Below are 26,099 nucleotides of genomic sequence, written 5' to 3'. Positions count from 1 at the left end.
CGAGCTAATTTTTTGAACTATTTCTAAAAATCTATATGCCAGATGTTAAAAATTCACCTTTTTCTGATGCGATCTGATTTCCCCACTGTGTAATTACCTCCAAGACTGGTATAAATGTCTTGCCAAAATCTGTAAGATCGTAAATCACTTTAATAGGCGGTTTTTTGCCATAAACTTTTCTTGATACCAGGCCGTCTTTTTCTAGCTGTTTTAACTGTAAACTCAAGGTCATTTCTGTAATATGCGGTACTTCTTTTCGAAGTTCATTGTAACGTTTTTCAGTATCCTTTAAGTGATATAGGATAACCGCTTTCCATTTACCGCCTATCAAATCCATTGCGAGGCTCACCGTACAGGGATAAACCTTCCCTCCTAACTTTACATTATCAGCAATACATTCTGTTTTCATCGATAATTTTTTGGCCTATCGTTTTGGATAGTTATTGCAAATCTACCTTACTAAAAATAGTTTTGCAACTATAATTTTTATAGTTAAAATATAAATAAATAATGAAATCAGATTTAAACGTACAAGAGGCAATGGAACAAAAAGTGAAACCCCTGATTACTATAGTTGGTGTTTTAGGGAAGCAAGGCCTGAGTGCTGCGCGTACGCTATTAGAAAGTGGACAGTACCGTGTGCGCGGCATTACCCGGCGGATTGACTCGCCTGATGCACAGCTTTTAGCCCAAAAGGGAGCAGAACTCATTAGTTTACCGCTTAATTTAGGCTATAAAAAAGATTTTGTTGAAGCATTCCGGGGATCGTATGGTGTTTTCATGATGACACCGAGCATTGCTCCTCCGCAAACCCACGAGATGGAACTGGGCATACAGTTAGCCGATGCGGCAGTTGAGGCTGGCGTGCAGCATGTTATTTTTAGTAGCCTGGAAAATGTAGATAAAATTACGGAGGGAAAGAAATTTGCACCTCATTTTACAGACAAGGCCAAAATTGAAGCATATATACGTACACTTCCAATCACAAGCTCGTTTATCTATATGGCTTTTTTCTATACCAACCTGATGGAGTTTTACCCTCCCCGTATGGAGGGAGATACACTGGTATTCCCTATTTATTTACCAAAAGACTTCCGTGCGCCATTTGTAGATCCCTTACAGCCACAGGCCCGGCTGTACTCGAAATTTTTTCGCATCCCGAGTACTATAAAGGGAAGTCGTTGCCCGTAATCGGCGATATCATTTCTCCACAGGAAATGGTTGATACTTTTGTGCAGGTGACAGGAAAGAAGGCTGTTTATAGTTCGGCCTTTACACGGGAGCAGATGCTTCATCATTTCCCCGAATTTGGTACTAACGAACTATTAGTTAGTGAAATTCTTGGAATGGCAGAATACGCTGTTGAATATGGTTATTTCAAAAAAGACCGTGACTTGCAATGGAGTCGACAACTGAACGATAAAAACATTACCTGGGAAAAGTTTTTACAGTATACTGGCTGGCAAGGTGAGAAACTTGCATTTTAATTGCCTCTCCCTAGTACAGGCTTAAGCGTAAATTTAAACACTCCAGTCAGCCATTTTCTGGCTCCAATAAATCAGTATTAATTTTAACAGGCCGATTGAAAATTGTATTTTTCCCAAAAAAAAGCATAAGTTAAGTGTATCTTATCATACTGTGCATCCCATTAAGAAATATATGAATAAAGTATTTTTAATTCTTCTTTTAACTTTTTCTACGGCCATAGTTTTCGGACAAAAAAAAAGATCAGCAGATACTGCTAAAAGTAAACCATTTGTTTTAGGTATAATAGATGAAATACAATCAAAAGCACTTGCTGAAAAGAGAATTTTAAACATATATCTTCCCGAAGGTTATAAACAGAATGATACCACAAGATATCCGGTAATCTATTTGCTTGACGGTTCTGCCGATGAAGATTTCATTCATATTGTAGGCCTTGTACAGTTTAATAGTTTCGAATGGGTAAATCAGGTTCCAAAATCAATTGTGGTTGGCATTGCAACTGTCGATCGTAAAAGGGATTTCACTTTTCCTACATCAATTGAGCGCGATAAGAAAAACTACCCAACAACAGGCCATTCCGATCAATTTATTTCCTTTATCGAAAAAGAGCTTGAGCCTTATATTCAGTCAAAATATAAAACGAATACCAGCAAAACCATTATCGGCCAATCTTTAGGAGGCCTGTTGGCCGCCGAAATTTTAATCAAAAAACCTGCACTTTTTAATCAATACATCATTATTAGCCCTAGTTTATGGTGGAATAATGGCTCTTTATTGAATGAGCAATTAAATTTTACCCAAAATGGTTCTAATCAAACCACACAGGTTTATATTGCCGTAGGTAAAGAGGGATTAACGCCAACAGCAATACCAAGGGTGATGGAGGTGGATGCAAACCTTTTGGCCGAAAAGATTAAAGATGTTAAAGCTAAAAGCGTAAAGGTATATTTCGATTATCTGCCTTTAGAAAACCACGCCACCATCATGCATCAGGCCGTTTCCAATTCTTTTAAATTTTTATATCCTGTAACTAAAAGAGAATAGGTTTAATTAAATACTAAATATCCAGCTCCAGGTGAATATCTTCAGGTTCTTTAGCAAACAAAACTTGATCTAATTCTACTACCAGCCGAGCTCCTCTTCTTAAATAAAAATCAACTGTATTTTTGGTAGGCGTTGCAGAGATATAAAGCTTTTCTGCTCCAAATTTTTTTGCTTCTTTTTTACAGGCCGCTAGTAATTGACTGCCGATTCCATGCCTTTTATACTGATTATCAATATAAAGAATGTCCATTTTGCAATAATTTTGCTGGGCGCCCCTTTTCTGCTTTTCTACAGAGGCAACACCTACTATTTTCGCTTCATCAAATGCGCCAACTACTAGTCCGCCACGCTTTGCTAACTTTAGCTGCCAGGTTATAATCTCTGTTAATTCTAATTCATCGAAGCCTGAAACATTTTCAGCATGTGAAATAAGTTTTAAATCAACTCCGCTATGCTTATACATTTCAAAAATTTCTTCTGAACGATCAATCTCTTTGATCTTATACAGCTCATCATTTTCTATTTTTCTAATTAATATCATTTGCAACTCTTTGATGCTAAATAAAGTTATTAATCTTACTCTGTTAATTGTATTCTTATCTTGAGTTGGTAACAACTCCTTAACAAAATAATGTCTCTATTAGCCTAAATTCAATGTTTCTGATTAAAAAAATAATAAAATTTTTTAATTTAAATAAATAAACGTTAATTAGACATTTATTTATTGTTATGAGCACAGCAAACTATGTAATTGGAGTAGATTACGGGTCAGATTCTGTCCGGTCTGTTCTAGTCGATACCGCAAACGGAAAAGAATTGGCCTCATCGGTTTTTCTTTATCCAAGATGGCAGAAAGGTTTATATTGTAAACCCGCTGTTAATCAGTTCCGCCAGCATCCCTTAGATTATATTGAAGGTTTAACACACACTATAAAAGATTGTCTTGCCAAAGCTGGTGGTGCAGAAATTGCACATTTGGTAAAGGGAATTTCAGTTGATACAACTGGTTCTAGTCCGGTGGCGGTTGATGCAACAGGTACTCCCCTTGCCTTAACCAAAGGTTTTGAAGAGAATCCAAATGCCATGTTCGTACTTTGGAAAGATCATACATCAGTTAAAGAAGCGGCTGAGATTAATGAGCATGCAACAAAGTTCAGCACTAATTACCTTAAATATGTTGGTGGCATTTATTCGTCAGAATGGTTCTGGGCTAAATTACTACATATTTTAAGGGTTGATTCGACTATAAAAAAAGGCGCAGCTTCATGGGTAGAACACTGCGATTGGATTCCGTTTTTACTTTGTGGTGGAAACGACATTACAGCAATGAAACGCAGCCGTTGTGCTGCTGGGCATAAAGCACTTTGGGCAGAAGAATTTAACGGTTTACCTCCTGAAGATTTTTTTAGCAGTCTCGATCCGCTGTTAGCAGGCTTTAGAGATAAATTATTTACCGACACCTATACTTCTGATATTTTTGCAGGAACATTGAGCGAAGAATGGGCTACAAAACTAGGCTTAAACACTGATGTAGTTGTTGGCGTTGGCGCATTTGATGCACATATGGGTGCAGTAGGTGGACAGATTGAGCCTTATTACCTGAGTAAAGTAATGGGTACAAGTACATGCGATATCTTAGTGGCACCTAATCAGGATTTAGATGGCAAATTGATTAACGGTATCTGCGGACAGGTTAATGGCTCTGTAATTCCGGGTATGGCAGGTTTAGAAGCTGGTCAATCTGCTTTTGGCGATGTTTATGCCTGGTTCAAGAATTTAATCAGCTGGCCATTAAACCATTTACTTGCTGAATCTGATGTAATTGATGAGGCTACTGCGAATGCTTTAAAGGCAGAATTAGAGGGGAAAATTATTGCTCATTTAAGTAACGAAGCTGCAGTTTTACCAGAGGGCGACTACGCCGAACTGGCTATAGACTGGTTGAACGGACGTAGAACACCAGATGCAAATCAAGAACTTAAAGGCGCCATAACAGGTTTAGGTTTAGGAACCGATGCACCACGGTTTTTCCGTGCCTTAGCTGCTGCCACCTGTTTTGGTGCAAAAGCTATTGTAGATCGTTTTAAAGAACAGGGCGTTCCGGTAAAAGGAATTATCGGTATTGGCGGTGTAGCAAAAAAATCGGCTTATATTATGCAAATGATGGCCGATGTATTGGAAATGCCTATTAGAATACACCGTTTTGAGCATACCTGTGCATTAGGTGCTGCGATGTTCGCTGCTGTAGCAGCGGGTATTTACCCCGATATCGAAGCAGCAATGGTAGCCATGGGAACAGGCTTTGAGAAAGAATATAAACCAAATATCAAAAAACAAAAACTTTACCGCCAGCATTACCAACAATATCTGGGACTAGGCAGGTACCTGGAGAAATACAACAAAAAAGATGTAAAACCTTACTTATCATGAGCAACTATCAAGATATAAGAGAACAGGCTTACCAGGCCAATATGCAATTGCCCAAATTGGGATTAGTACTTTTTACTTTCGGAAATGTGAGCGCTGCAGATCGGTCGAAAGGTGTTTTTGCGATTAAACCAAGCGGTGTGCCTTACGAGGATTTATCGCCAGAGAAAATGGTCATTGTAGATTTCGACGGAAATACGGTTGAGGGGAGTTTACGCCCCTCATCAGATACTAAAACCCATGCAGTTTTATATAAACACTGGCAAGAAATTGGGGGCATTGTGCATACGCATTCTACCTATGGAACCGCATGGGCACAAGCACAAAGGGCCATTCCTATTTTCGGAACTACCCATGCCGACCATTTAACAGTAGATATTCCGTGTGCGCCACCAATGGTTGATGAAATGATCAAAGGGAACTACGAGTATGAGACCGGTTTTCAGATTATGAACCATTTTGAAAGTTTAGGCTTAAGTTATAAAGAAGTCGAAATGATTTTGGTGGGTAACCACGCTCCTTTTACCTGGGGCAAAACGGCCGAGAAAGCAGTTTATAACAGTGCAGTTTTGGAAACCGTAGCGCAGATGGCTTTGTTAACAGAACAGATCAATCCGCAGGCCCCAAAGCTGAAAGATTCGTTAATAGAGAAACATTACGAGCGTAAACATGGTGATGGTGCTTATTATGGACAGCGTTAAGGTAGTCTTTAGTCACGAGTCTAAAGTCTTTAGTCTTGGGTGCAGAGATAGCGTTGTATAATAAGTTTTGGAAAGCAGGTACAGTGGTGCTTGGGGAACTAAAGACCCGCCATTCGCTGTAGTCCAGTTGAAGAATCGGGAGCTGCCGCTGCTGTCGGGTTTAACCTTTAAGGTTTACCTAAGTAACCTAAACCTGATTGGAGTGGACATGAACCCAACCGCAGGAGTAAACCTCACAGGTTTTTAAAACCTGTGAGGTTTGAAGATTAAATAAATTAAAAATAACATAAATAGTAATGATTGATTTAAAAAAATTACAAGTTTGGTTTATTACTGGTACACAACATTTGTATGGTGAAGAAACCTTAAAACAAGTAGCGGCGCATGCCCAGCAAGTAGCTGATTCGTTAAACCAGAACGGAAGTATTTCTGTTTCGGTAGTGTACAAGCCGATTGTAAAAACGACTGAAGAAATTTTTGAAACCTTACAACAAGCCAATATTGATGAGAACTGTATTGGGGTAATTACCTGGATGCATACCTTCTCTCCTGCTAAAATGTGGATCAGGGGTTTGAATGTGCTGCAAAAACCTTTATTGCACTTACACACGCAGTTTAATCGCGATATCCCATGGAATACCATTGATATGGATTTCATGAACCTGAATCAAAGTGCACACGGCGACCGTGAATTTGGTTTTATGGTTTCGCGGATGCGTAAAGACCGTAAAGTAGTTGTTGGTCATTGGCAGGATGAAGAAGTGGCTAAACAGATCGATACCTGGTGCAGGGCTGCCGCCGGTTGGCACGATTGGCAGGGCGCTAAATTTGTTCGTTTTGGCGATAATATGCGTTATGTTGCGGTTACAGATGGCGATAAGGTGGAAGCTGAAATGAAATTCGGTTTTGCTGTAAATACTTATGGTATAGGTGATTTGGTAGCCGTAATTAATGGAATAAGTGAAGATGCCATTCAGGCTTTATTAAAAGAATACGAGGCTACCTACGAAATAGCCGACGATTTAAAAGCAGGTGGTGCAAGGCATTCATCTGTTTACGAGGCGGCCAAAATTGAATTGGGATTAAGGAAATTTCTAGAAGATGGGGGTTTTAAAGGCTTCTCTGATACTTTTGAAGATTTACACGGTATGATCCAGTTGCCAGGAATCGCAGCACAGCGTTTAATGGCTGATGGTTATGGTTTTGCTGGTGAGGGTGATTGGAAAACTGCGGCATTAGTACGTGCCTGCAAGGTAATGGGTGCAGGTTTAGCCGGTGGTAATGCATTTATGGAAGATTATACCTATCACTTCGATCCGGAAAATTCGATGGTTTTAGGCTCACATATGCTTGAGGTTGATGCTTCATTGGCAAGTGGTAAGGCAAGTCTTGAAGTTCATCCATTAGGTATTGGTGGTAAAGCCGATCCTGCGCGTTTGGTTTTTAACGTTGCTGGTGGCGATGCTTTAAATGCATCTTTAATAGATATGGGCAACCGTTTCCGTTTGTTGGTGAACGAAGTAAAAGCTGTTGAAGCTGAACATGATTTACCAAACTTACCGGTAGCCCGTGTGCTCTGGAAACCATTACCTGATATGAAAACGGGTTGTGCAGCGTGGATTTATGCTGGTGGTGCCCACCATACGGCTTATAGCCAGAATTTAACAACGGAGCATTTACTAGATTTTGCGAATATTGCCGGCTTAGAATATGTAAATATTGGCGCTGATACCAAAATCAATCAATTCAGGAATGAATTGCATTGGAATGAGGTTTTTTATAAGTAATTTTAATAAAGCACGCTCAATGCTGAAGCCGGTAATCATTTGATTATCGGCTTTTTTATGCAATCGTCATCCTGTGATTGTCATTCCCTTTGATCGTAACTAAAATACCATCTACAATCCTACACTAACCATTGCTTTAATCACCCCATTCTTTGGATCTAACCAGCTTTCAAACTTATCTTTTACTTCTTCAAATTTAACCTGATGCGTAATATAATTGGTAGGACTAACGTTTTTCTTTTAATTGTAAATCCATTTTTTACTAATTTTATATTGATCGTCACCCTGAACTCATTTCAGGGTCTTTTTTAGATAGATGCTGACCACGAAGTAGCTACAAGACAATTGAAAATACTACCCTACTTGTAAAATAAATCCGATAGCAATCGGATCAGCATGACGAAGTGGCTAAACCTTAGCCACTTTAATTAATCATATTAATTACATCTGCCTTTCTTGATTCAGGCCATACTTTTAAATCTATTAATTTTCCATCCTTCAACTGCCCTTCAACGGTTGTTTGGTAAGGTGCATATAGCTTGAAATGTACATCCCACTCTTTAGGCCATGCAGGATAAAGATAAATCTTTTTTCCGTCTACCTGCATCAGCATTTCCTGTAAACCGATCATACCCGAGCCACCCCAATTATGGTCTGGTGTCCAGTCGAAACCAGGTCCCCAGAATGCCGGGAATCTCCTTCCCGAGTCTTTTAATTTTGCTTCGGTTAATTTTGCAGCATCTTCAGTTAAACCTAATCTTGCTGCAAAAATATTGTCCTGTTTCCAGCCGATATAACTGCGAAATTTCAATACATCTGTATCGTATTTAAAGGTATTGATAGCGGTGTCTAAACCAGGTTTACCAATTCCGTAAATTCCCCATGGATAAACAGGATACAACTGCGGGCCTTCTGTATTGTTAATGCGCTCCCAAAGTTTTGCCGGAGCAATTGTGGTGTGGCCGTCAAATGTTCTAAAACTGATTGGTGGAATGGTTTTTAGCATGGCTTTCCATTCTGATTTTTGCTTTTCAGATAAATTGGGATGCTCCAGAAGTCGTTCTATAACGGTTTTTAGTGCAGCAATGGTTGAGGTGGAGTTATAGGCCATTTTATAGGTTTCGGCACCAGAGCCAGGGTACAAAACCAAATGTCCATCGGCATCTAAAGCTTTTGCTCCGCGCTGTTTGGCTAAATAAGTATAGTGTTCTTTGAAAAAGGCAAGTGAACTTTCAATCAATGGAAGATATTTTTCGATATTATTACCATTATACCTTTCTGTTTCCAAAATCATCATACAAAACTCTAAAGCGGTATCCCACTCATATTCTAACCAGGCATTGTATTCCATGCCTTTGTCAAAATCGGCAGGACGTTTCCAGCCATATTCTGCAGGTTTGGTAATCCAAAATTTTCCAATTGCTCTGTAAAACTGGCACCATTATGTCCCCAGGCAGACTGCGTTCTGATTTCAGCATTTTTTAACAAATCCAGGTAGAAATCGAATTGAGGTTTCATCATCTCAAAATCACCGCTTTTTAACATCGGCCAATAGACCAACCGTTGGTTTTGTGCGGTGTGGGTACCTCCTCCCCAATTCCTGAAATCGGGTGTATATTTCAGCGCCGTATCAGTAAGTTGTGGATCGAAGGTAAATAAACCGCCATTAAATTTCGTAGGGTATTTGCCAAAGGCATTGCAACCCAACATATACCTGAATAGCTGATAATTTTTAGCCGATTGATTAGCTGATCCATCTTTCGAATTGATGTAAATGAAACTCTTTTCAAAGTAATCATTCCACCATTTTATACTGGCTTTATGATTGTTATTAATTTTTAATGAAGTTAATTGTTTTTCCCAATCATAAATTGATTCAGTTTTAACTGTATGTAAAGCAATGGTAATGTGATTTGAACGCGAAGCTTTTTTACTTTTCAAAGTCCAGGCTTTAAAAGGTGTACTTAAATAAATACCTTCATCATTGCCTGCCGGAAACAGGTTGTCGCCCTGCATTGAGCCGCCGAAAATCAGGTTTTTTAACGGATTGAACAATTCGGCCTTTCTATCATCAAGACCTTGTTGTTTTACTGTAATATCGAATACGGTCTCGGGTTTATTTTGATGGTAAAATTGAACGGTATTGTTTTTAAAAGCAATTTCATCTTTAAAGGTTTTTACAATGCCCTGAGGCGCCCATTTATACGAATTTTGGTTGTTCTCTTTGCCTTTTGTGATGCGGTCTTCAAAGCGCCAGCTTTCGTAACTGGCTTCGGTTATGATGTTTTGGCTGGATTTAATGTCTAAATGGATAACCGGATTAAAAACATCTACCCAAACATTGATTTTTGTGCTTAATTTACCGTTTGAGCCTGAGACCTGGGCGTAACCATCTTTTAAGATCAGTTCTTGTTTAAATGATTTCCCCTGGAAAGGGTTTGGGGATAATTTGAGTTTTACACGACCAAGCTTAAGCAAGGTATTATTCTCGTCGAAGGTGCCGCTTTTGGATAGATAGAGGTAAACATTACCATTTTCTACCCAGAGGTTAAGGCCGATATCGCCTCCACCTACAGGCATGGATGCTGATGAATTAAGGCTTTGGGTATTCCAAACTACGTTATTTGAGACTTTTTCTTGCGAAAAAGTATTTGAGGTGAGGAAGCACAAAGATATGGAGTACACCAAGAAAAGGTTTACATTTTTTGACCATATAAGGCATATCAGAACATTTAAGTTCTTAAATAAAATACTTGGTGCGCTTAGTGTCTCCGTGGATAAATTCATTTTAAAATTACTAATTCTCCCAATTATCGGTGCGGAATGAGGAAACGGGTAAGCCATCGTTTCCGAATAAATCGCCGGTTACAAAATCTTTAAAGGCATAACGAACAGCCACCGGTGCTTTAACCTGTTCTGCGGAAACGGTGATGCTACTTCCTGTTATAGTGGCTTTAGCGGGATAAAATTTATGGTCTGCTCCTGCTACTTCAAATAAGACCAAATCTTTGCCAAATGAAGTTAAGCCATTTGTTACATTTTGGAACTTAATAACTGCTTTATTTTTATCGATGTTCAAAGATTCATAATTCGGACTTAATGCACCAAAACCTTTTATACTATAGGTTTGAGATAAGGCCAGGTAAGCCAAACGTGTTCCGCCCTGTTTTTTGTTTGCAGGATGGATGGATTTTTCCTCGCCAATATCCATTAAAACAGCCATTCCCGAATTTGGAATTTTAGTTAGGGATTTACGTTGTGCATCCCGTAAAAAGGCCGAGTTAAATTTTCCACCAACATGATAAGGTGGCAATTGGGCATAGTTGTACGGTGCGATTTGCGCATAGTAGAAAGGAAAATCGCCATTATCCCAATTTTTTCTCCAGGAAGAAACCATCGCAGGCAATAAGTCTTCGTAACGGTCTGGACGTTCATAATTCGATTCGCCCTGATACCAGATGGCACCTCTTATGCCATAACCAATTACAGGATAAAGCATGCCATTATACAACGTTGTGGGCGTTCTGCTTACTTCTTTTATGCTGTCGGTTTTTGAGGGGATTTTAACCTCGGGGAATGCTTTTAAATCCTCGGGCGACATCCAGGCCTCGATTGTAGAACCGCCATAACTATCGTTAATGATCCCGATAGGAATATTTAACATCTCGCTTAATAAGGAACCGAAGTAATAAGCGGTTGCGCTAAAATTGGCAACAGTTTCCGGGAAAGCTAATTTCCATTGTGAAGCTTTGCTGTTTTCTTGCCGTTCGGTTACAGAAGAACGCGGAACAGTGTAAAGCCTGATGTTTTTATTTGCAGATTTTAGAATGGCCTCATTTGAACCAATTATCGGCTGACTTTTAAATCCTTTCATGGGCATTTCCATGTTCGATTGGCCACCACAGAACCAAACTTCGCCAATTAAAATATCGGTCAGGACAAGTTTTTCGCCATCATTTAATTCAATATGATATGGGCCTCCGGCTGATGGAGTCGCAATTTTTATTTTCCATTTACCCGCCTGATCAGTAATAATGGTGTAGTGCCGTTTGTTCCAGGAGGTATTGATTTTTACCTTGGCAGCAGGTTTGGCCCAGCCCCATATGGCTACATTGCTTTGTTGTTGTAACACCATGTGATCGGTAAAAATCGATGCAGGTTTTACTGTTGCTGACGCAATAAGGCAACAAGTGAGGTTTAAGAATATGAAAAGTTTTAGTTTCATTTTTGTTTTTTCTGCTTTAAAAATATTCGTCATTCCCGCGCAGGCGGGAATCTTAAGGCTTTTTGCATTAGGATTATCTCCGATGAGCACTTCGTGGTTCCCAATCAAGTTGGGAATGACGCCCCTATTACATTATCTACTCACTGGCAGCCATACCGACATTTCTGAATGACCACGGTTTCCCCAGGCAAAATATGGCACCAGTTTAATTTCTGTTGTTGTATTTTTATCTTCAATCGGTCTGTACAACACATTTTTCCAGTTGTTTGGCCCTACCATTTTTGCATTTCCTACCAAACTCATCATCGCAGCACCATCGATATTAATGGGTTTGACTTCAAATTTCGTTGAAGCCGGAATAAAAGCATTAAAAATACTTTTACCAGGTAAATCTGTCGATTCCAGGCAATAAACAATTGGTCCGCGTTTTACCGCTACCTGATTCCTGTTTTCTTCAACCAAAGGATTGGCTTCAATCAAAGTGGCATCCATAGGGAGATTTAATTCTATTACATCACCGTTTTTCCAAACGCGGCTGATTTCTGCGTAAGTTCCGGAAATGGCTTTAACATTTTCAGTTTTTCCATTGATTGTGATCTGTGCATTATGTGTCCACGACGGGATTCTCAAAAATAATGAATAAGCTTTATTCCCTATTTCCTTAATGCTGATTTTGATCTTCCCATCCCAGGGATAATTGGTTTCTTGCGATAAAGAAATTTTCTGACCATTGGTTAATGTAGTATTGAGGTTATTGCCACCATATAAATTAAACCATAGGCCTTTATCTGAAGTACTGTAGGCATAATCGCTTACTTCGGCTATAGTGCGTACCACATTAGGCGGACAGCAATTGGATAATGCAATATAGGGCACCCTATCTTTCGACCAGCGTTGTTTAAAAGGTAAATCGTCTGATTGCGCCAAAGGATTGGTGTATAAAAAGTTTTTTCCATCCAAACTAATTCCAGACAGAACGCTATTGTGTAAGGCCAGTTCCATTACATCAGCATATTTTGCATCGCCTGTAATCTGCAACATGCGCCAGTTCCAGAGTACGTTACCAATGTTGGCGCAGGTTTCGTTGTGTGCGGTAAAATTGGGCAATTGAAAATCGCGGCCAAAAGCCTGGTGGATTTTCTGCACATCGGTCGGGTTATAAGATGTGCCATCGGGCGAAGTCCCATCATATAGCGAGCCACAACCACCTGTAATGTACATTTTGTGCTGATTGACATCGTCCCACATTAAATTTAAAGTATTTAATAGCGAATCTTTACCCGTTTCGGCGTATAAATCAGCTACACCCGCATAAAGGTAGTTGGCACGAACGGCATGGCCCATGGCCTTCGTTTGTTGTAGAAAAGGAATGCGATCCTGGTTATCATCTGTACCATCATCAATTTTACCTTTGATGGCGATTAAATGTTGGGCCAGTTCTAAATACCGGGGATCTTTTGTGGTGCGGTACATTTCTACAACACCCATGTAATGCGATGGACAAATCGCATTTCGTGCTAATGTTGGCGAAGCAGATTTATAGAAATTATACAGATAATCTGTCGCTTTTTTAGCAATGTTGAGCAAAGTAGTTTTTCCGGTTGCACGGTAATGGATGCAGCCAGCTGTCATTAAATGGCCTATATTGTACGATTCGAAGCTCAACCTATCCTGAAACTGGTTTTTAGACCCTGTTTTGCGCTGCTCAATCATTGCTTTGGTATAGATGTAACCATCGTCGCGTTGTGATTTACCGATTACCACAATGGCCTTATCCATCATTTCGTTCAGTTTCGGGTTTTTAGTTGAAGCATATAAAACAGCTACAGCCTCCAGGGTTTTGTAATAATCGCCATCATGGAAAGATGGACCAGCATGCGAACCCGTATCTAAGCCTGCTGCAATTTTGAAATTTTCAAAAGCATGACTGATCTTGGGATCGTTATAAATGGCCCACATATTGGGTACCATGGTTTCGGTGGCTACTTTAAAGCGGTCGGCCCAAAATCCTTTTGTCCAGGTTACATCCGTCATATTGATGCTGTGCAATTTCGCATAAGGCGAATTTGACGTATTAACCAAAGCTTTGTCTTGTGCTTTAGCACTTAACGTTAGAAAAAGCGCTACACAAACAATTACCTGAACTCGTAAAGTATGCAGGACAAAATTTTTGCTTATATGGGATAGCTTTTTCATTATTTTTTAGTTTTTAAACTGCAAATGTTTCTTGTTTTGGTGTTATTAATCTAGTTTATTGCCAAAAGTCCTTAGATTCTGAAGCGTAGGTAATGGCCTGATCATTATTTTCTTTGTATTTTTCTTTAAGATTTTTTCGGAACCCAATAACATTGTAGTTTGCGTTCTCACTCCTGTTAAAAGATTAAATACAGTCTCGGTTGTCGAATTTTTCCCATCATAAACTACGCTAGAGACTTTAATCAATTGAAAAATTCCTTTTTTGTAGATGAATTGATACGCTAAGCGAACATCATTTTTTTCAGTGTTCATTAATAAAAATCCGTTTTCAATAAAAAAATAAGGGATTTGATTTTTAGTATGTATACCGTTTACATATTGGGGTTCAATTACATCAGTTGAAGAGAAAACCATTTTAAATTTCTTATTTGGCTGTAAAAAAAATATTTGTAACCTTAATGGAACCGCTGTATCGATCGTATCCATCATAATTACGGTTTTGTCGATCAAACCATCTTTATTTAAATCTCCCTTTTCTAACCTGATCTGGACATTAAAATTATCCTTCACCTTCTTTTGTTGAGCGTAAACAATAGTTTGGGTAAAAGCCAGAATCAATACAATTATTTTTTTCATTTATTTTGAAATCATTAAATCTCCATTTACTCTTCCATCTGTATTACTACCGGCCCTAATAATCCTGCAGGATTTAAAGCTTTACCTTCCAATCGGAAAGGTGCAGTTGTTTTGGTAATTCTTTTATTTTCTGGCAATTTGCTATCGCCTATTAAACGGTTAGCCCAGGTATTTGTCACTTCGATGGTAATTTGATTCTCGCCTTTTTTAATGGCTTTACTGATTTCTAAACGGTGCGGAGCAGTCCACAAAGTGCCGCAGTTTATTCCATTGATTTTTACTTCGGCAATACTGGAGAATTCGCCTAAATCGAGCCAGATTTTAACTTTAAGATCGTTATTGAAGGTGAAGTTTTTGCTGTAGATTGCAGTTCCTGAATAATATTTAACCAAACTATCTGTATTTTGTGTCCAATCGGTTAACTCGTTAAAGATTATTGGTTTTGATGGCCCCCTATAAGCCGTATCGAATTTTACCTGCCAGTTTTTAGAGATGTCTGTATTTTTGATTTTTTTTCCTTTCAAATCCTTTGACTGTTTCTCGGCACTTACCGAATAAAAGGAATAAACAGCAGGAGTATCCATTACTACAAAAATGGATTGATTTTGATGCAAACTCAGATCTAAATTAGTCTCTCCGAAAGCGTTATTTACGCGGGAAAGGTTTTGCCAAATGTCAGTTACTGCATCATACGTTTTTACAGATTTTTCGCTGTTTCTAAACGTTAAATGCAAGTCCTTCTTTGTATTTTCTTGATTAGTAATAAAATAAATCTCCTTCTCTCCATCAACCCTGTGCGTATAGCCTATACCCTTCGTGTAGGTGCTACTTAACTTATCTTCAACTTTTTCATGAATATCTAAATCTCTTTTCAAACCCAGAGCGTCAAAAGTTTCTCCGTAAAACGGTGCTCTGAAAATATGTCCTAAACCTAATTTCTTTTTATATACAGGCCGATCATTATTTCTAAATGATTCAAAATTACCATCCCATATTTCTTGAACAGCATTGCAAAATACAGACTGATTAACCTGCTTGATTCCAGATTGATACAGAGGCTTATCTCCAATAAGCACTTTAGCTCCGGCCTTTATCAATTCTGAAAGTTTTTTAACTACTTCGTAGCTCATGTACTGGTAATTTGGATTCATTTTCATGTTGCCAGGAAAAATCAATATCTTATAGGTTGCCCCACTTTCGAAAACAACATTGCCATCTTTAACAGTTGCTGTACTCAATACATCGGGATTAAAGCTATCATAAGCATATCCACGTAAAGGATTTACCCAATTTTCGGGATCGGCCATATTTGCTGAATGGGTTACACCGGCTGGTATTTGCCTTAAAGGTTCACCAACATTTGCGAGGCGTTTCTTTTCAGCCTCCACAACATCAGCACCAAAAATACCGGGCAAGGTTTCTACCAGCCTATCTGGTAAAACAGAACGGCGTGGTAATTCTTCACCAGTAAAAACGGCGATATCTACAACAGGTTTGCCTTGTTGTAACAAGCTTTGGGTTCTTTCTGCATAATCTACCCATGCTTTACCGGCCTTCCACCAGGTTTGATCGCGTTGGAAATAAAGGCCCACACCATCTAGGGTCATTCCAGGTTTCCGATCTGTCCAGGGATTATGTGTAAAAACGTGATACACCAATTTATTGATCCCTAAAGCATAATTACGATCCTGTAAGGTTTTCATATTGGCTGGACTTTCGTTCCAGTCCATTCTGACTGTTGTAAAAGCTTCGGCCTGGATGATGTTTTTACCATAAATATGTGCGCCAGAAATGGCATCCAACATATCATTTGGCTTATCATGGGTTGGGCTGTTTAACCAGAATTCGCCCATGGGAATGTCAACCGTTTTGTAATGCATTAATCCGTCACTCATCATCGTTGGTGCAATACTTTCGGCTGTAAAAGTTACGCCCTGATCCTTTGCCAGTTTCGCAAGTGTTTTATAAAACTGATCTACAACCAATTCCGAAATCGTTTTTCTAACATCGTAAAGGAAATTTTCAGAAACTGAAGCACTTTCTACAGGCAAACCGGTCATGATGGGCAGATAGGGCGTTAAATCGTAACCTCTACGCTTTAAAAACTCTGCTTTAAATACCGGCGACCAATTCTGGCTGCCACATTCCCAACTGTCTACATGGAAAACGCTTAGAACTTTTTTGGCTATTTCTGGTCCGCCATGTTTTAAGGCTTCACCATACCAATTCTTGAACTGTAATTTTACGGCTTCTGGGTTAAATTTATCACATTCCAATCCTCTTCCACCGCCACCAGTTGCGTTGGTATGCCCGGTTGAGGTATGACCGATCCTTAAAATTGTCCAATTGCCTTTTGGCGCTTTCCAGTTTAAGGTTCCATCTGGATTTAATTTATCCGTTAGGTTAATGATCTTATTCAACGGTACACACAGGTTTTTGGCAATTTCTGCTTCTGCACTTCTTTTACTTACCCGCCAGACAGAACCGTTTTTACCTTCAAATTGATTGAGCTGCGCTTCAGAAGATAATTCGAGGTTTACGAGTTTTAAGGAGGGTTTCCATTTGGCTGCATCTAAATCCTCTGAACCTGGTTCTGATCCTTTTTTATCATAAATAAACCTGAAAAACCTAGCGGTGGTAGGTACAATGGAATGGGTAACATCTTCATCGGTATCCTGCCAGCCATGACGGGGTGCTTCCAACCTACCTATTGATCGGAAATTTTTCCCATCATCACTTACCTCAATGGCCAAACGTTGTGCCTGATAGTTATTTCCACTTACTTTAATGGCCACCGTTCTGCAGGTGAAAGGTTTTTCAAATTCGTACTGAATATAACATGGTTCATTTGAAACAAAGTTTTTCTTATTCCCTGGCTGAACGAGACCAGTGGCATCAGCACCATTGCTGGCTGTAATTTTTGGGCTAACCGTTCTTGTTGAAATGCCTTCACCAATTGGTGAAGGGTAAGCGTAAACGGCAATATCTTTATAATAATTTTCTTTTGATTCTGGTTGAGGTAAATTGATCTTAGTGACTGTATTACTGATATTTATTTTAGACCAAACTACTTTCTGCATCGACAATTCAGGTGTTATCCATGGGCCACCTGCCAGCGCGAAACCATCGCTCACATGCATGCCTAATTTCAGATCCAACCGTTTCGCCTCATTCATGGCAAACTCAACCATTTGCCACCATTCTGGTGTAAGTTGAACGGCAGGCGGTGAATAAACTGGTACTTTATCAGGTCCTTGAATGCTCATTAAATAAGCACCTGCGATGCCGTTTGATTTCATGGCTTCCAGATCGGCTGTGATGCCGGCTTTTGAAACCGCACCTTTAACCCAATACCAAAATACCCAAGGTTTTGCACTTTCGTTCCGTTGCGCAAAAAGGCTTGCTGAAAAGCCAAAGCAAAACAACAGCATGAATATTAAAATCTTGCTAAACCTAAATTTCATTTTTTTTATTTTATTATAAATACCGAAGGTGGCTTTCAACTCGCGAAACAATCTTTATTCAAGAATAGATTGCCTCGTTGTTCCTCCTTGAATCCGATACCTATCGGAAGACGTTAAATTTTATTTGTGTGCGATTTTATAACCCCGTAAGCCAAAATAAAGGACGAAAACAAAACAAACCAATGGGATGCTATAGCCAATCTGGATATTGTCGCCATACATATCGATTAAACTTCCCATACCGAATGGTAAAATTGCGCCGCCCACAATCGACATGATCAACCATGAAGAGCCTGGCTTGGTATCATCACCTATACCATCGATTCCTAACGCGAATATGGTTGGAAACATAATTGACATAAAGAATCCGACAGCACCTAAAGCATAAACTACATAAGAACCTTTACCTAAAATGGCAACTAAACACAATAAAATAGAGATTACAGCATAAATAGCGAGCAGTTTATTCGATGATACAAACTGTAAAATCGCAGTTCCTGCAAAGCGTCCAGCAGTAAACAAAAATCCATATATCGCTAAAAATGAGGCTGCCGTCCGCTCATCGAAGCCTCCACCCTGTTGGGCCATTCTAATAAAGAAACTGGTAACACAAACCTGCGCACCAACATAAAAGAACTGAGCAACGACTGCCCACTTTAAATGTTTGTGACGTAGTGCGCCAAAAAAACTTCCTTTTGCTTCTCCATCAATACTTTTGGTTTTGATTTCGGGAAGGTGAATAAAGTAAAATACAGCGGCTATTATCAATAAAACAATGCCAAGGGAAATGTATGGTGTTTTAACTGATGCGGCCTCTTTTAAGAAATAACTGTTTCTACCTGCCTCTGTCATGGCTGCCAATTCTTCTTTGCTGTGCGATTTACCTGAAAGGATAAATAATCCGCCAATCATTGGAGCCACCATAGCAGCCAATCCGTTGAAAGATGCCGCCAGGTTTAATCTGCTCGTTGCTTTCGTTGGATCACCCAATACAGCAGCATAAGGATTAGCAGAAGTTTCGAGCATGGTTAAACCACAACCAATAATAAAAAGTGCAATCAAAAATGTAATGTACGACAGGTTATTGGCAGCTGGCACAAATAAAAACGCACCGAAAGCAAAAGCAAGTAAACCTGAGATCATGGTTGCTTTATAACCCCACTTTTTCAAAATCATTCCAGCTGGAATCGCCATTAAAAAATAAGCAAAGAAAACTGAGGTATCAATTAAAGTAGACTGCCTATTATTGAGGTTACAGGCTTTTTTTAAGTGTGGAATCAGGATAGAATCGAGGTTATGTGCCATTCCCCAAAGGAAAAACAAGCTGATTACGAGTATAAAAGGCAATAAATACTTCTTTCCTGATGAGGGATCGCCCTCAGTTACAATTTCTTGCTGCGTGTTGTGGTTCATTATATTTGGTTTTTTTGTTTGAATTGGCAAAAAAGATTGCCGCGCCGTTCTTCGTCGCAATGACGATTTTTATCTTACTTTTTCCTCACTACCAAAAGATGGTCGCAGACTAATACAACCGCTCCGTGTTGGTTGATGATTTCTACATGCTCGGTTACGGTGCCATATTCTGGCCTTTTGCTCTCCCCTTTTTCAGAAATGGTTATTTCGGAGTGAATGGTGTCGCCAATAAAAACAGGTTTTACGAATCGCAATTTATCATATCCTTTACTCATGGCTTCAGGATTGATTTCTGATGCAGTTAAACCGATACCAATGCTAAAAATCATCGTTCCGTGGGCTATTCGTTGTTTGAACGGCTGTGTTGCACACCATTCGGCATCCATATGGTGCGGAAAAAAATCGCCTGTATGACCTGCATGAACTACAAAATCGGTTTCTGTTATGGTACGACCTAGCGTTATACGTTTATCTTGTAATTGATAATCTTCAAAAAATGTTGATTTGAAATACATTTTGCTCTTTTTATACTGTTTCCGTCATTGCGAGCCTTCGATTTTTTCATCGAGGCGAAGCAATCTTTCTTTTTTAAAAAGATTGCTTTGTCGTGCCTCCTCGCAATGACGATTTTATTAATAATTTACCCTTTTAATTTCTCTTTAACCTTTACGCCACCAATATCACTCGATTGGTAGGCACTTTCTACCACGGCCATGGTTTGAATCACATCCTCGACACTGGTATGTAAAACATTGCCTGAACCTTCATTATAGCGCATTAAATTGGCCATGGTACCTATAAAAGCCTCTGGAAACCAAGATCCCTCTAACTTAACTGTTTGCCATTCTGGTGATTTTCCATCTTCTACAATACAGTATTCAAAAACATCTGGTACACCGTGCGGATAATCCATCAATAAGCCAATTTTAGCCACAATGGCGCCTTTGGTTCCCTCCCATTTAATATAACTTTCCTGATGATTTGGACCGAAATCGTGGTCGTGGTTGGTGTTGATTACCGCATGCATCGTATCTCCATAATCGAATAAGATCGTGGAACGAGATGATGACAAACTTTTCGCCGGATGTTTTAAGGTTTTGGCTAAAATACTCTCAGGATTACCCAAAAATGAACGGATTAAATCGACATAATGAATGCTGTGGTATTGAATTTCTAAACGTGGATGGATAATTACATGCGGAAAAATCTCCCATGGTGTTTTAATCGTTACGCGGACTTCCATATCGTATAATTCGCCGATTAAACCTTTATCGATGATGTATTTTGCGGCACTTACAAATGGTGCAAAACGTAATTGAAAGTTTATAGCCGCTTTTAAATTCTTGGTTCTGCAGAGTTCGAGGATTTCTTTTGCCTGTGTAAAATCATCTCCCATGGGTTTTTGAATTAACACCGCACTTCCATCGGGCAACTGCTTTAATGTTTCGATGTATTGCTCAGGCATGATCGTTAAATCGTAAACTGCATTTGCTGGAGCAAGTTTAACCGCCTCATCAACAGAATTATAAACGTTTGGAATTCCAAAAACATCAGCCAATTTCTGTGCCCGCTCTTTCGTCCGGTTTACAATGCCATGTACTTCAAAACCAGCAATTTTATACGCTGGAAGATGTGCATCTGCCACTATCCCGCCTGCACCAATAATGATGATAGGCTGCTTGGTTTGTGGCAGTTCGGGTTTATATTTGATATCAATACTCATTTGTCAATTTCGTTAATCTGGTTCTGTGCAAGCTGGATGAGCGCTTCAGTTGTGGCATCGGTATTGATGGCCTGTAAAACCATTTGATCGATAATGGCGGCAATAGCTGCCCAATTTTGTTTCTGTGGCAACATATTGGCCACCTCATGTAATTGTTCCAGTTTATGGTAATAAGGAATAACCTGGTTGATCTCTTCATCTTTCCAGGTCGAAATCCTGCAACCGATCCCTCCCGCTAAAGTGAGTTGTTTATCCTGTTCTGCAGCCAGTGCAAAGCGGAGAAAATCGTAGGCAATGTCTTTATTTTTACTGCCCTTTGCAATGGTGTAAAGCCAATAAACATTTAACGAAGCTGAGTTTTTACCTGGGGCGCATGGCAATCGTTCCACATCAATTTTCCCTTTTACCTTAGAGTTTGCATCTACTTCGCACATGGCCGCAAAACCAAACCAATTAATCATCATGGCGGCTTCACCTTGTGAAAAAGCTATTCCGGCAGCTACAGATTCGAATGCTGCAGATTTTGGATGAACAGCAGTTTTATCGTTAACGATTTTACGGTAAAAATTTAAACCATCAATGGCTGCCTGGGTATTAATCTGGATAAACCCATTTTTATTAACCAGTGTCCCGCCCCTCGTCCATAATTGCAAAGCAAAATCGAAAACAGTATTGTGGCCATCCGGATAGCAGGCGAAAATACTGCCATATAAATTTTGTTCGGGACGGTTAAAAAAACGGGCAATCTGATGAAAATCTTCCCAGGTTTTGGGTACTGCTAAGGTTTTGCCGAATTGAGCAAAATATCGGGCCTTTTCAGTTTCACTTTCGAATAGATCTCTTCTATAAATAAAACATTCTGGTCCATCATGAAATGGTAAGCCCACTACTTCCCAGCCGAAGCGCTGCAGCCCTAAAAGCGATTTGCTCCAACCCCTCGGGAAATCGTCGGGTTTGTTTTTGTTGATGTATGGATTTAAAACTTCGAAATCATTGCCTGAATAGCCTTCCAACACCCAATCGGTACTGATGTGCGCAATATCAAAATTGCCTTTTGCCAAACCTTTTTGAGTGATGGTACTGTCGTAAAGTTCGTGCAGGTCCATTACCACCATTTCCAACTTTAGTGTACAGCCCGAACGGGTGCAATATTGCTCCCAGAATTTCTGCATAGTAGCTTCAAATGGCGCAAATTTACGAACGGCTATCCTGAAAGTTTCTATTTGGTTATGCATTTGCAGTGGTATGCTGTGTTATAAATTCTTTGATAATTTTTTCATTATCCTGTCCTAGTTTTGGCGAACCAATTGCTGAAGTCAATAATTCTCCATCAATGCGGATCGGGCATCTGGTGGTTTTATATTTATACCCATCTATCATTTCCACTTCCTGAACCATCTTCAATACCTTAAAACCCTCATGGGCCATTAAAGCATTCCAGTTTAATACATCAGCACACCAAATATCAGCAGGTTCTAAAATGGAAAGCCATTTTTCGGTAGTCGCCGATAAAAGATGATCAGCCAAAATGGCCTTAATCTCATCACGCTTATCAAATGCTTCGCTTACTTCCACGTATTCTTCCAATTTCTCGCAGCCAAGTAAATTTCCCAACTGTGGAATTGAACCCATCGCTAGGGCTAAATATCCGTTTTCTGTTTGATAAATCCCATAAGGAGCGCCTAAATATGCATTTGCATTATTCTTTTTAGAACGTTGGGGTAACGATCCTCCATCATTCATAAAAGTAGTGATGGTTTCAAACTGGAAATCGTAAGCGGATTCCATCATGCTGATCTGCACAAGACCACCTTCTTTTTTTAATGCTTTTCGGTATAAACAGGCCAGGATTCCCTGCGCCAAGTGCGCGCCTGCCAACATATCTACAATGGATAAACCCATTGCTACAGGGCCACTATCGGCATTTCCGGTTAAAGCGGTTAAGCCGGTAACCGATTGCAAAAGTAAATCCTGACCAGGTTTGTTTTTCCATTCGGTCCTGTTGCCATAGCCTGAAATTTCGCCATAAATTAGGGTTGGATTTAAAGCGATTACGGATTGATAATCGAAACCCAAACGCTCCATTACCCCTGGACGGAAGTTATGGATCATTATATCTGCTTTTTTAAGCAATTCGCGGACCATTTCGCAATCTTCTTTGCGTTTTAAATCAACTTCAAAACTTTCTTTATTTCTATTGATGGCATGAAAAACCGACGATTCGCCGTTCATAATCAGATTTGAAGTATAGAGCGTTCGGCAAATGTCGCCAACACCCAAACGCTCAATTTTGATTACACGCGCACCCATATCGGCCAGGCGCAAACTTGCTGATGGCCCCGATAGGAACTGGCTGAAATCGATAACTAAATAATCTTCAAGCGGTAGCATAATTTTGTTTTTTAAATTTCGTACTACGTTATTACGAGGCACGAAATAATCTTTTATCGGTCGTCATTCCCAACTTGATTGGGAATCGTAATGCAATGAGCTTTAAGATTCCCGCCTCCGCGGGAATGACGGCCAATTTTAATTTATTTTTTCCTGGCCTGTTGTACTGAACCCATTGAAAGAACCTTTTGTAGATTTATCTCTGCGTTTCGACAGGCTCAACGTGACAATTAATTTAATTCAAACTCTTTATTAATCCCAGCCGTATCAAAACCAAGTTTTGGCGCAGCTTTCGAAGCAAATAACTTTTCATTATCCAATCTAATCGGGCTTACTGTTGTCTTTATTTTTTTGCCTTCATCTAAATCCAATTCCTGTTCAATCTGTAGGCTTTTATAGGTATTCAATGTTGTAGCGGTTTGATAATTTAATACTTCTGTGCACCAAATACCATGGCCTTCCAAAAGATCAACCCAATGTTTTGTACCGTCTTTTTTAAAGGTTTCGGCGAGGCGGATAATTAATTTATCGCGGTTTTTGAATGCTGAACCTGCCTCCACATACAGGTCGGTAATATCGCAATTGATGATCGTACAGATATTCGGCAGGTTGCCCATGGCCATGGCAATATAACCGTTGTTGGTTTCGTACATGCCATAAGGAGCGCTTAAATAAGCGTGTGCACTGCCTTTTGCTCCGCTTCTATCGGGCAATTTACCACCATCATTTAAGTAGGTGGTTAATACTTCAAATTGTACATCTAAAATGGATTCGAGCAAACTCACCTCAACCAAAACACTTTTATTGGTTTTTGCCCTTTTGATCAAAGCGGCCATAATACCTTGTGCCAAATGGTTTCCGCACATAATATCCGAAACAGAAAGTCCGAAAGGAACTGGTCCGTCTACGTCAACACCCGATAAAAATGTTAATCCTGAAACGGATTGTACCAATAAGTCCTGCCCTGGCTTGTTTTTCCACGGGCCTTCACTTCCATAGCCGGTTACCATCCCGTAAATAATTTTCGGGTTGATTTTTTGAACGTTTTCATAATCCAGGCCAATTTTCTCCATCACACCAGGGCGGAAATTATGTGTCATTACATCGGCCGTGCTGATTAATTTTTTAAGTCGTTCTAAATCTTCCGGATTTTTTAAATCGGCGGTATAACTTTCTTTATTTCGGTTAATGGTGTGAAAAAGCAGGCTGTCTTCATCCACAAAAAGATTCTTGATGGATAAAGATCTGCAGGCATCGCCTGTTTTTGGTCGTTCGATTTTAATCACACGGGCACCTAAATCAGCCAGTTTCAAGCCAGCTGATGGCCCTGCCAAAAATTGGCAAAACTCTAAAACCAAAAGTCCTTCAAGCGGTCTGTTCATGATAACACTAAACTTTTAGATTGCTGATATAATTTATTCAGTGCCGATAAAACCTGGATTTCATCGCCTCCATTCATTAAATAATCGTGCACCACATCGCCCGCGTGATCTTGAAAATACATCGAACCATGGTAACGTGGACGAAGAAAAGCTCTTTGCAAGGCCGGTAAAGTATTCAGAAAATAATGCTGGCTCTGGCGGTTGACTTCTTCATTTTTCCATGCGGCCAAATGCCCTGGCTGACCGCCACTTTCAAAAAACAAAGTAGACTGACAAGCCGGCGAACCTACGAATTCTACATATTTGGTAGCCATCTCCAATGCTTCGCATTTAGCAGAAATGGCTAAACCTGTTCCACCTAATGTGCTTCTCAGGTTGGTTTTACCATCTAAAGAAATCATATCGTGGAAATGCAAGGTTTTGCGGGCATAACCACTACGCGAATAGTTTGAGTAGCCATAAGCGAAAGGGCAATACGCAATTTCGTCGGTTAAAGTCATTGCTTCATATACCTGGATCGGGTTTCTGTTGAAGTTTGCTTGATCTATTTTAGAGGCCAGTTCACGGTACATTTGCAAAGCCCTAACACCAATTTCCTTAGAAACCACCTGTTCATCACCCTGACAAGGATCTTCACCTAAAGAGCAGCAAAGGGTGTAAAAATTCATTAAAACATCGATGGGAATACCTGCAAAAGCCACTAAACCTTTATCGGCAAGTACCAATAGATCTTCAAAAGATTTAGGTAATTGCAAATCCTTTTGAGCGAATAAATCTGGTCTTGAAGCTGCTACAGGAGTTGCCGCATCTATCGGTAGTGCCCATAAGTGTTCATTATAAAAATAACTTTCATAAGATTGACCTACCGAATTTTCTTCCTGATCTTTCAAATATTCTTTAGAAAGATAAAGATCCAAAGGCACTATTGATTTTGTTTTTGCGGCAAAACCTGCCCAGGGATGATCGATAACCAAGAGATCAAATCGTTCTGCCAACTCCTGGATTGAAAAATCGGCAAATTGCTGCAAACTTCTTTTCTCCCAGGTGATATTTACATTTGGGTGCAATTCTGAAAATCGCTGTGCCGTAGCCACCATCGGCAAAAGCCCGCGGCTATGGTTCCAGGTTATTCCTTTTAAATTAATTATCTTCTCCACTATATTTCTTTTATCTAATGGTCGGTGTCTCCACCGACCATGTTCTTATTTTAATTTTTTCAGTT

21 protein-coding genes are annotated in these 26,099 nt (G+C 39.6%); 6 read left to right on the top strand and 15 right to left on the bottom strand.

Annotated elements, in window-relative coordinates:
• Positions 1-31 precede the first annotated feature (31 nt).
• A complete protein-coding gene (locus H9N25_RS08465; protein ID WP_167294271.1) occupies positions 32-409 on the bottom strand; it encodes a winged helix-turn-helix transcriptional regulator in 378 nt (125 codons plus the stop codon).
• Between the two features lie 101 nt (positions 410-510).
• Between H9N25_RS08465 and H9N25_RS08460 the strand changes: the two genes are divergently transcribed.
• From H9N25_RS08460 to H9N25_RS08455, 3 genes are all read left to right on the top strand, one after another.
• The gene (locus H9N25_RS08460) at positions 511-1,191 is read left to right on the top strand and encodes an NmrA family NAD(P)-binding protein (protein ID WP_255524612.1); all 681 of its coding nucleotides are present in this window, start codon (positions 511-513) and stop codon (positions 1,189-1,191) included.
• Positions 1,182-1,487 (top strand): hypothetical protein, encoded by a 306-nt coding sequence (locus H9N25_RS24965; RefSeq protein WP_255524611.1) that lies wholly within the window; start codon positions 1,182-1,184, stop codon positions 1,485-1,487. Before H9N25_RS08460 ends, H9N25_RS24965 begins: the two co-directional genes overlap by 10 nt.
• 172 nt (positions 1,488-1,659) lie before the next feature.
• Positions 1,660-2,532: an alpha/beta hydrolase gene (locus tag H9N25_RS08455; RefSeq protein ID WP_190328588.1), complete on the top strand. Its 873-nt coding sequence runs from the start codon at positions 1,660-1,662 to the stop codon at positions 2,530-2,532.
• A gap of 13 nt (positions 2,533-2,545) precedes the next feature.
• Here the strand turns inward: H9N25_RS08455 and H9N25_RS08450 are convergent, their stop codons facing one another.
• Positions 2,546-3,073 (bottom strand): GNAT family N-acetyltransferase, encoded by a 528-nt coding sequence (locus tag H9N25_RS08450; RefSeq protein WP_190328587.1) that lies wholly within the window; start codon positions 3,071-3,073, stop codon positions 2,546-2,548.
• A 188-nt stretch (positions 3,074-3,261) separates the two neighbouring features.
• Here H9N25_RS08450 and H9N25_RS08445 point away from each other — a divergent pair, with 188 nt between their 5' ends.
• The 3 genes from H9N25_RS08445 (at position 3,262) to araA (ending at position 7,447) form a co-directional block, all read left to right on the top strand.
• On the top strand, positions 3,262-4,962 hold the full coding sequence (locus H9N25_RS08445) for a ribulokinase (protein ID WP_190328586.1): 1,701 nt from the start codon (positions 3,262-3,264) through the stop codon (positions 4,960-4,962).
• Positions 4,959-5,660, top strand: a complete 702-nt coding sequence (locus H9N25_RS08440) for an L-ribulose-5-phosphate 4-epimerase (RefSeq protein ID WP_190328585.1) — start codon at positions 4,959-4,961, stop codon at positions 5,658-5,660. The genes H9N25_RS08445 and H9N25_RS08440 overlap by 4 nt, the downstream gene beginning before the upstream one ends.
• 296 nt (positions 5,661-5,956) lie before the next feature.
• The gene (gene araA, locus H9N25_RS08435; protein WP_190328584.1) at positions 5,957-7,447 is read left to right on the top strand and encodes an L-arabinose isomerase; all 1,491 of its coding nucleotides are present in this window, start codon (positions 5,957-5,959) and stop codon (positions 7,445-7,447) included.
• A 424-nt stretch (positions 7,448-7,871) separates the two neighbouring features.
• On the opposite strand, the gene H9N25_RS24535 is transcribed toward araA, so the two are convergent.
• From H9N25_RS24535 to H9N25_RS08375, 13 genes are all read right to left on the bottom strand, one after another.
• Positions 7,872-8,798, bottom strand: coding sequence for a hypothetical protein (locus tag H9N25_RS24535; RefSeq protein WP_223833675.1), 927 nt, complete (start codon positions 8,796-8,798; stop codon positions 7,872-7,874).
• On the bottom strand, positions 8,777-10,132 hold the full coding sequence (locus H9N25_RS24530) for a DUF5703 domain-containing protein (RefSeq protein WP_223833674.1): 1,356 nt from the start codon (positions 10,130-10,132) through the stop codon (positions 8,777-8,779). Before H9N25_RS24530 ends, H9N25_RS24535 begins: the two co-directional genes overlap by 22 nt.
• Before the next feature lie 112 nt (positions 10,133-10,244).
• Positions 10,245-11,672 carry a sialate O-acetylesterase gene (locus H9N25_RS08425; protein WP_190328583.1) on the bottom strand — a complete coding sequence of 476 codons (1,428 nt, stop codon included), beginning with the start codon at positions 11,670-11,672 and terminating at the stop codon, positions 10,245-10,247.
• Between the two features lie 132 nt (positions 11,673-11,804).
• Positions 11,805-13,868, bottom strand: coding sequence for an aceric acid hydrolase (locus H9N25_RS08420; RefSeq protein ID WP_223833673.1), 2,064 nt, complete (start codon positions 13,866-13,868; stop codon positions 11,805-11,807).
• Between the two features lie 45 nt (positions 13,869-13,913).
• Complete coding sequence (locus H9N25_RS08415; RefSeq protein ID WP_190328582.1) at positions 13,914-14,504, bottom strand: hypothetical protein; 591 nt, start codon at positions 14,502-14,504, stop codon at positions 13,914-13,916.
• A gap of 26 nt (positions 14,505-14,530) precedes the next feature.
• Positions 14,531-17,968 (bottom strand): glycosyl hydrolase, encoded by a 3,438-nt coding sequence (locus tag H9N25_RS08410; RefSeq protein WP_190328581.1) that lies wholly within the window; start codon positions 17,966-17,968, stop codon positions 14,531-14,533.
• Positions 17,969-18,088: 120 nt separating this feature from the next.
• Positions 18,089-19,381, bottom strand: coding sequence for an L-fucose:H+ symporter permease (fucP, locus tag H9N25_RS08405; RefSeq protein ID WP_190328580.1), 1,293 nt, complete (start codon positions 19,379-19,381; stop codon positions 18,089-18,091).
• Positions 19,382-19,455: 74 nt separating this feature from the next.
• Complete coding sequence (locus H9N25_RS08400; protein ID WP_190328579.1) at positions 19,456-19,896, bottom strand: MaoC/PaaZ C-terminal domain-containing protein; 441 nt, start codon at positions 19,894-19,896, stop codon at positions 19,456-19,458.
• Positions 19,897-20,021: 125 nt separating this feature from the next.
• Positions 20,022-21,104: a Gfo/Idh/MocA family protein gene (locus H9N25_RS08395; RefSeq protein ID WP_190328578.1), complete on the bottom strand. Its 1,083-nt coding sequence runs from the start codon at positions 21,102-21,104 to the stop codon at positions 20,022-20,024.
• Complete coding sequence (locus tag H9N25_RS08390; protein ID WP_190328577.1) at positions 21,101-22,339, bottom strand: extracellular solute-binding protein; 1,239 nt, start codon at positions 22,337-22,339, stop codon at positions 21,101-21,103. Before H9N25_RS08390 ends, H9N25_RS08395 begins: the two co-directional genes overlap by 4 nt.
• Positions 22,332-23,495: a CaiB/BaiF CoA transferase family protein gene (locus H9N25_RS08385; protein WP_190328576.1), complete on the bottom strand. Its 1,164-nt coding sequence runs from the start codon at positions 23,493-23,495 to the stop codon at positions 22,332-22,334. Before H9N25_RS08385 ends, H9N25_RS08390 begins: the two co-directional genes overlap by 8 nt.
• A gap of 230 nt (positions 23,496-23,725) precedes the next feature.
• Positions 23,726-24,877: a CaiB/BaiF CoA transferase family protein gene (locus H9N25_RS08380; protein WP_190328575.1), complete on the bottom strand. Its 1,152-nt coding sequence runs from the start codon at positions 24,875-24,877 to the stop codon at positions 23,726-23,728.
• The gene (locus tag H9N25_RS08375) at positions 24,874-26,034 is read right to left on the bottom strand and encodes an ABC transporter substrate-binding protein (RefSeq protein ID WP_190328574.1); all 1,161 of its coding nucleotides are present in this window, start codon (positions 26,032-26,034) and stop codon (positions 24,874-24,876) included. The genes H9N25_RS08380 and H9N25_RS08375 overlap by 4 nt, the downstream gene beginning before the upstream one ends.
• Positions 26,035-26,099 lie beyond the last annotated feature (65 nt).

This window comes from Pedobacter riviphilus (genome assembly GCF_014692875.1).
Taxonomy (GTDB): domain Bacteria; phylum Bacteroidota; class Bacteroidia; order Sphingobacteriales; family Sphingobacteriaceae; genus Pedobacter; species Pedobacter riviphilus.
The sequence above is the reverse complement of the archived record's forward strand: the minus strand, read 5'-3'. Positions and strand labels throughout refer to the sequence as shown.

Bases quoted from the DNA above. Each gene is read 5' to 3' on its own strand.
- H9N25_RS08465 (WP_167294271.1), bottom strand. From the start codon at position 409: ATGAAAACAGAATGTATTGCTGATAATGTAAAGTTAGGAGGGAAGGTT.
- H9N25_RS08460 (WP_255524612.1), top strand. From the start codon at position 511: ATGAAATCAGATTTAAACGTACAAGAGGCAATGGAACAAAAAGTGAAA.
- H9N25_RS08455 (WP_190328588.1), top strand. From the start codon at position 1,660: ATGAATAAAGTATTTTTAATTCTTCTTTTAACTTTTTCTACGGCCATA.
- H9N25_RS08450 (WP_190328587.1), bottom strand. From the start codon at position 3,073: ATGATATTAATTAGAAAAATAGAAAATGATGAGCTGTATAAGATCAAA.
- H9N25_RS08445 (WP_190328586.1), top strand. From the start codon at position 3,262: ATGAGCACAGCAAACTATGTAATTGGAGTAGATTACGGGTCAGATTCT.
- H9N25_RS08440 (WP_190328585.1), top strand. From the start codon at position 4,959: ATGAGCAACTATCAAGATATAAGAGAACAGGCTTACCAGGCCAATATG.
- araA (WP_190328584.1), top strand. From the start codon at position 5,957: ATGATTGATTTAAAAAAATTACAAGTTTGGTTTATTACTGGTACACAA.
- H9N25_RS24535 (WP_223833675.1), bottom strand. From the start codon at position 8,798: ATGGAATACAATGCCTGGTTAGAATATGAGTGGGATACCGCTTTAGAG.
- H9N25_RS08425 (WP_190328583.1), bottom strand. From the start codon at position 11,672: ATGAAACTAAAACTTTTCATATTCTTAAACCTCACTTGTTGCCTTATT.
- H9N25_RS08420 (WP_223833673.1), bottom strand. From the start codon at position 13,868: ATGAAAAAGCTATCCCATATAAGCAAAAATTTTGTCCTGCATACTTTA.
- H9N25_RS08415 (WP_190328582.1), bottom strand. From the start codon at position 14,504: ATGAAAAAAATAATTGTATTGATTCTGGCTTTTACCCAAACTATTGTT.
- H9N25_RS08410 (WP_190328581.1), bottom strand. From the start codon at position 17,968: ATGAAATTTAGGTTTAGCAAGATTTTAATATTCATGCTGTTGTTTTGC.
- fucP (WP_190328580.1), bottom strand. From the start codon at position 19,381: ATGAACCACAACACGCAGCAAGAAATTGTAACTGAGGGCGATCCCTCA.
- H9N25_RS08400 (WP_190328579.1), bottom strand. From the start codon at position 19,896: ATGTATTTCAAATCAACATTTTTTGAAGATTATCAATTACAAGATAAA.
- H9N25_RS08395 (WP_190328578.1), bottom strand. From the start codon at position 21,104: ATGAGTATTGATATCAAATATAAACCCGAACTGCCACAAACCAAGCAG.
- H9N25_RS08390 (WP_190328577.1), bottom strand. From the start codon at position 22,339: ATGCATAACCAAATAGAAACTTTCAGGATAGCCGTTCGTAAATTTGCG.
- H9N25_RS08385 (WP_190328576.1), bottom strand. From the start codon at position 23,495: ATGCTACCGCTTGAAGATTATTTAGTTATCGATTTCAGCCAGTTCCTA.
- H9N25_RS08380 (WP_190328575.1), bottom strand. From the start codon at position 24,877: ATGAACAGACCGCTTGAAGGACTTTTGGTTTTAGAGTTTTGCCAATTT.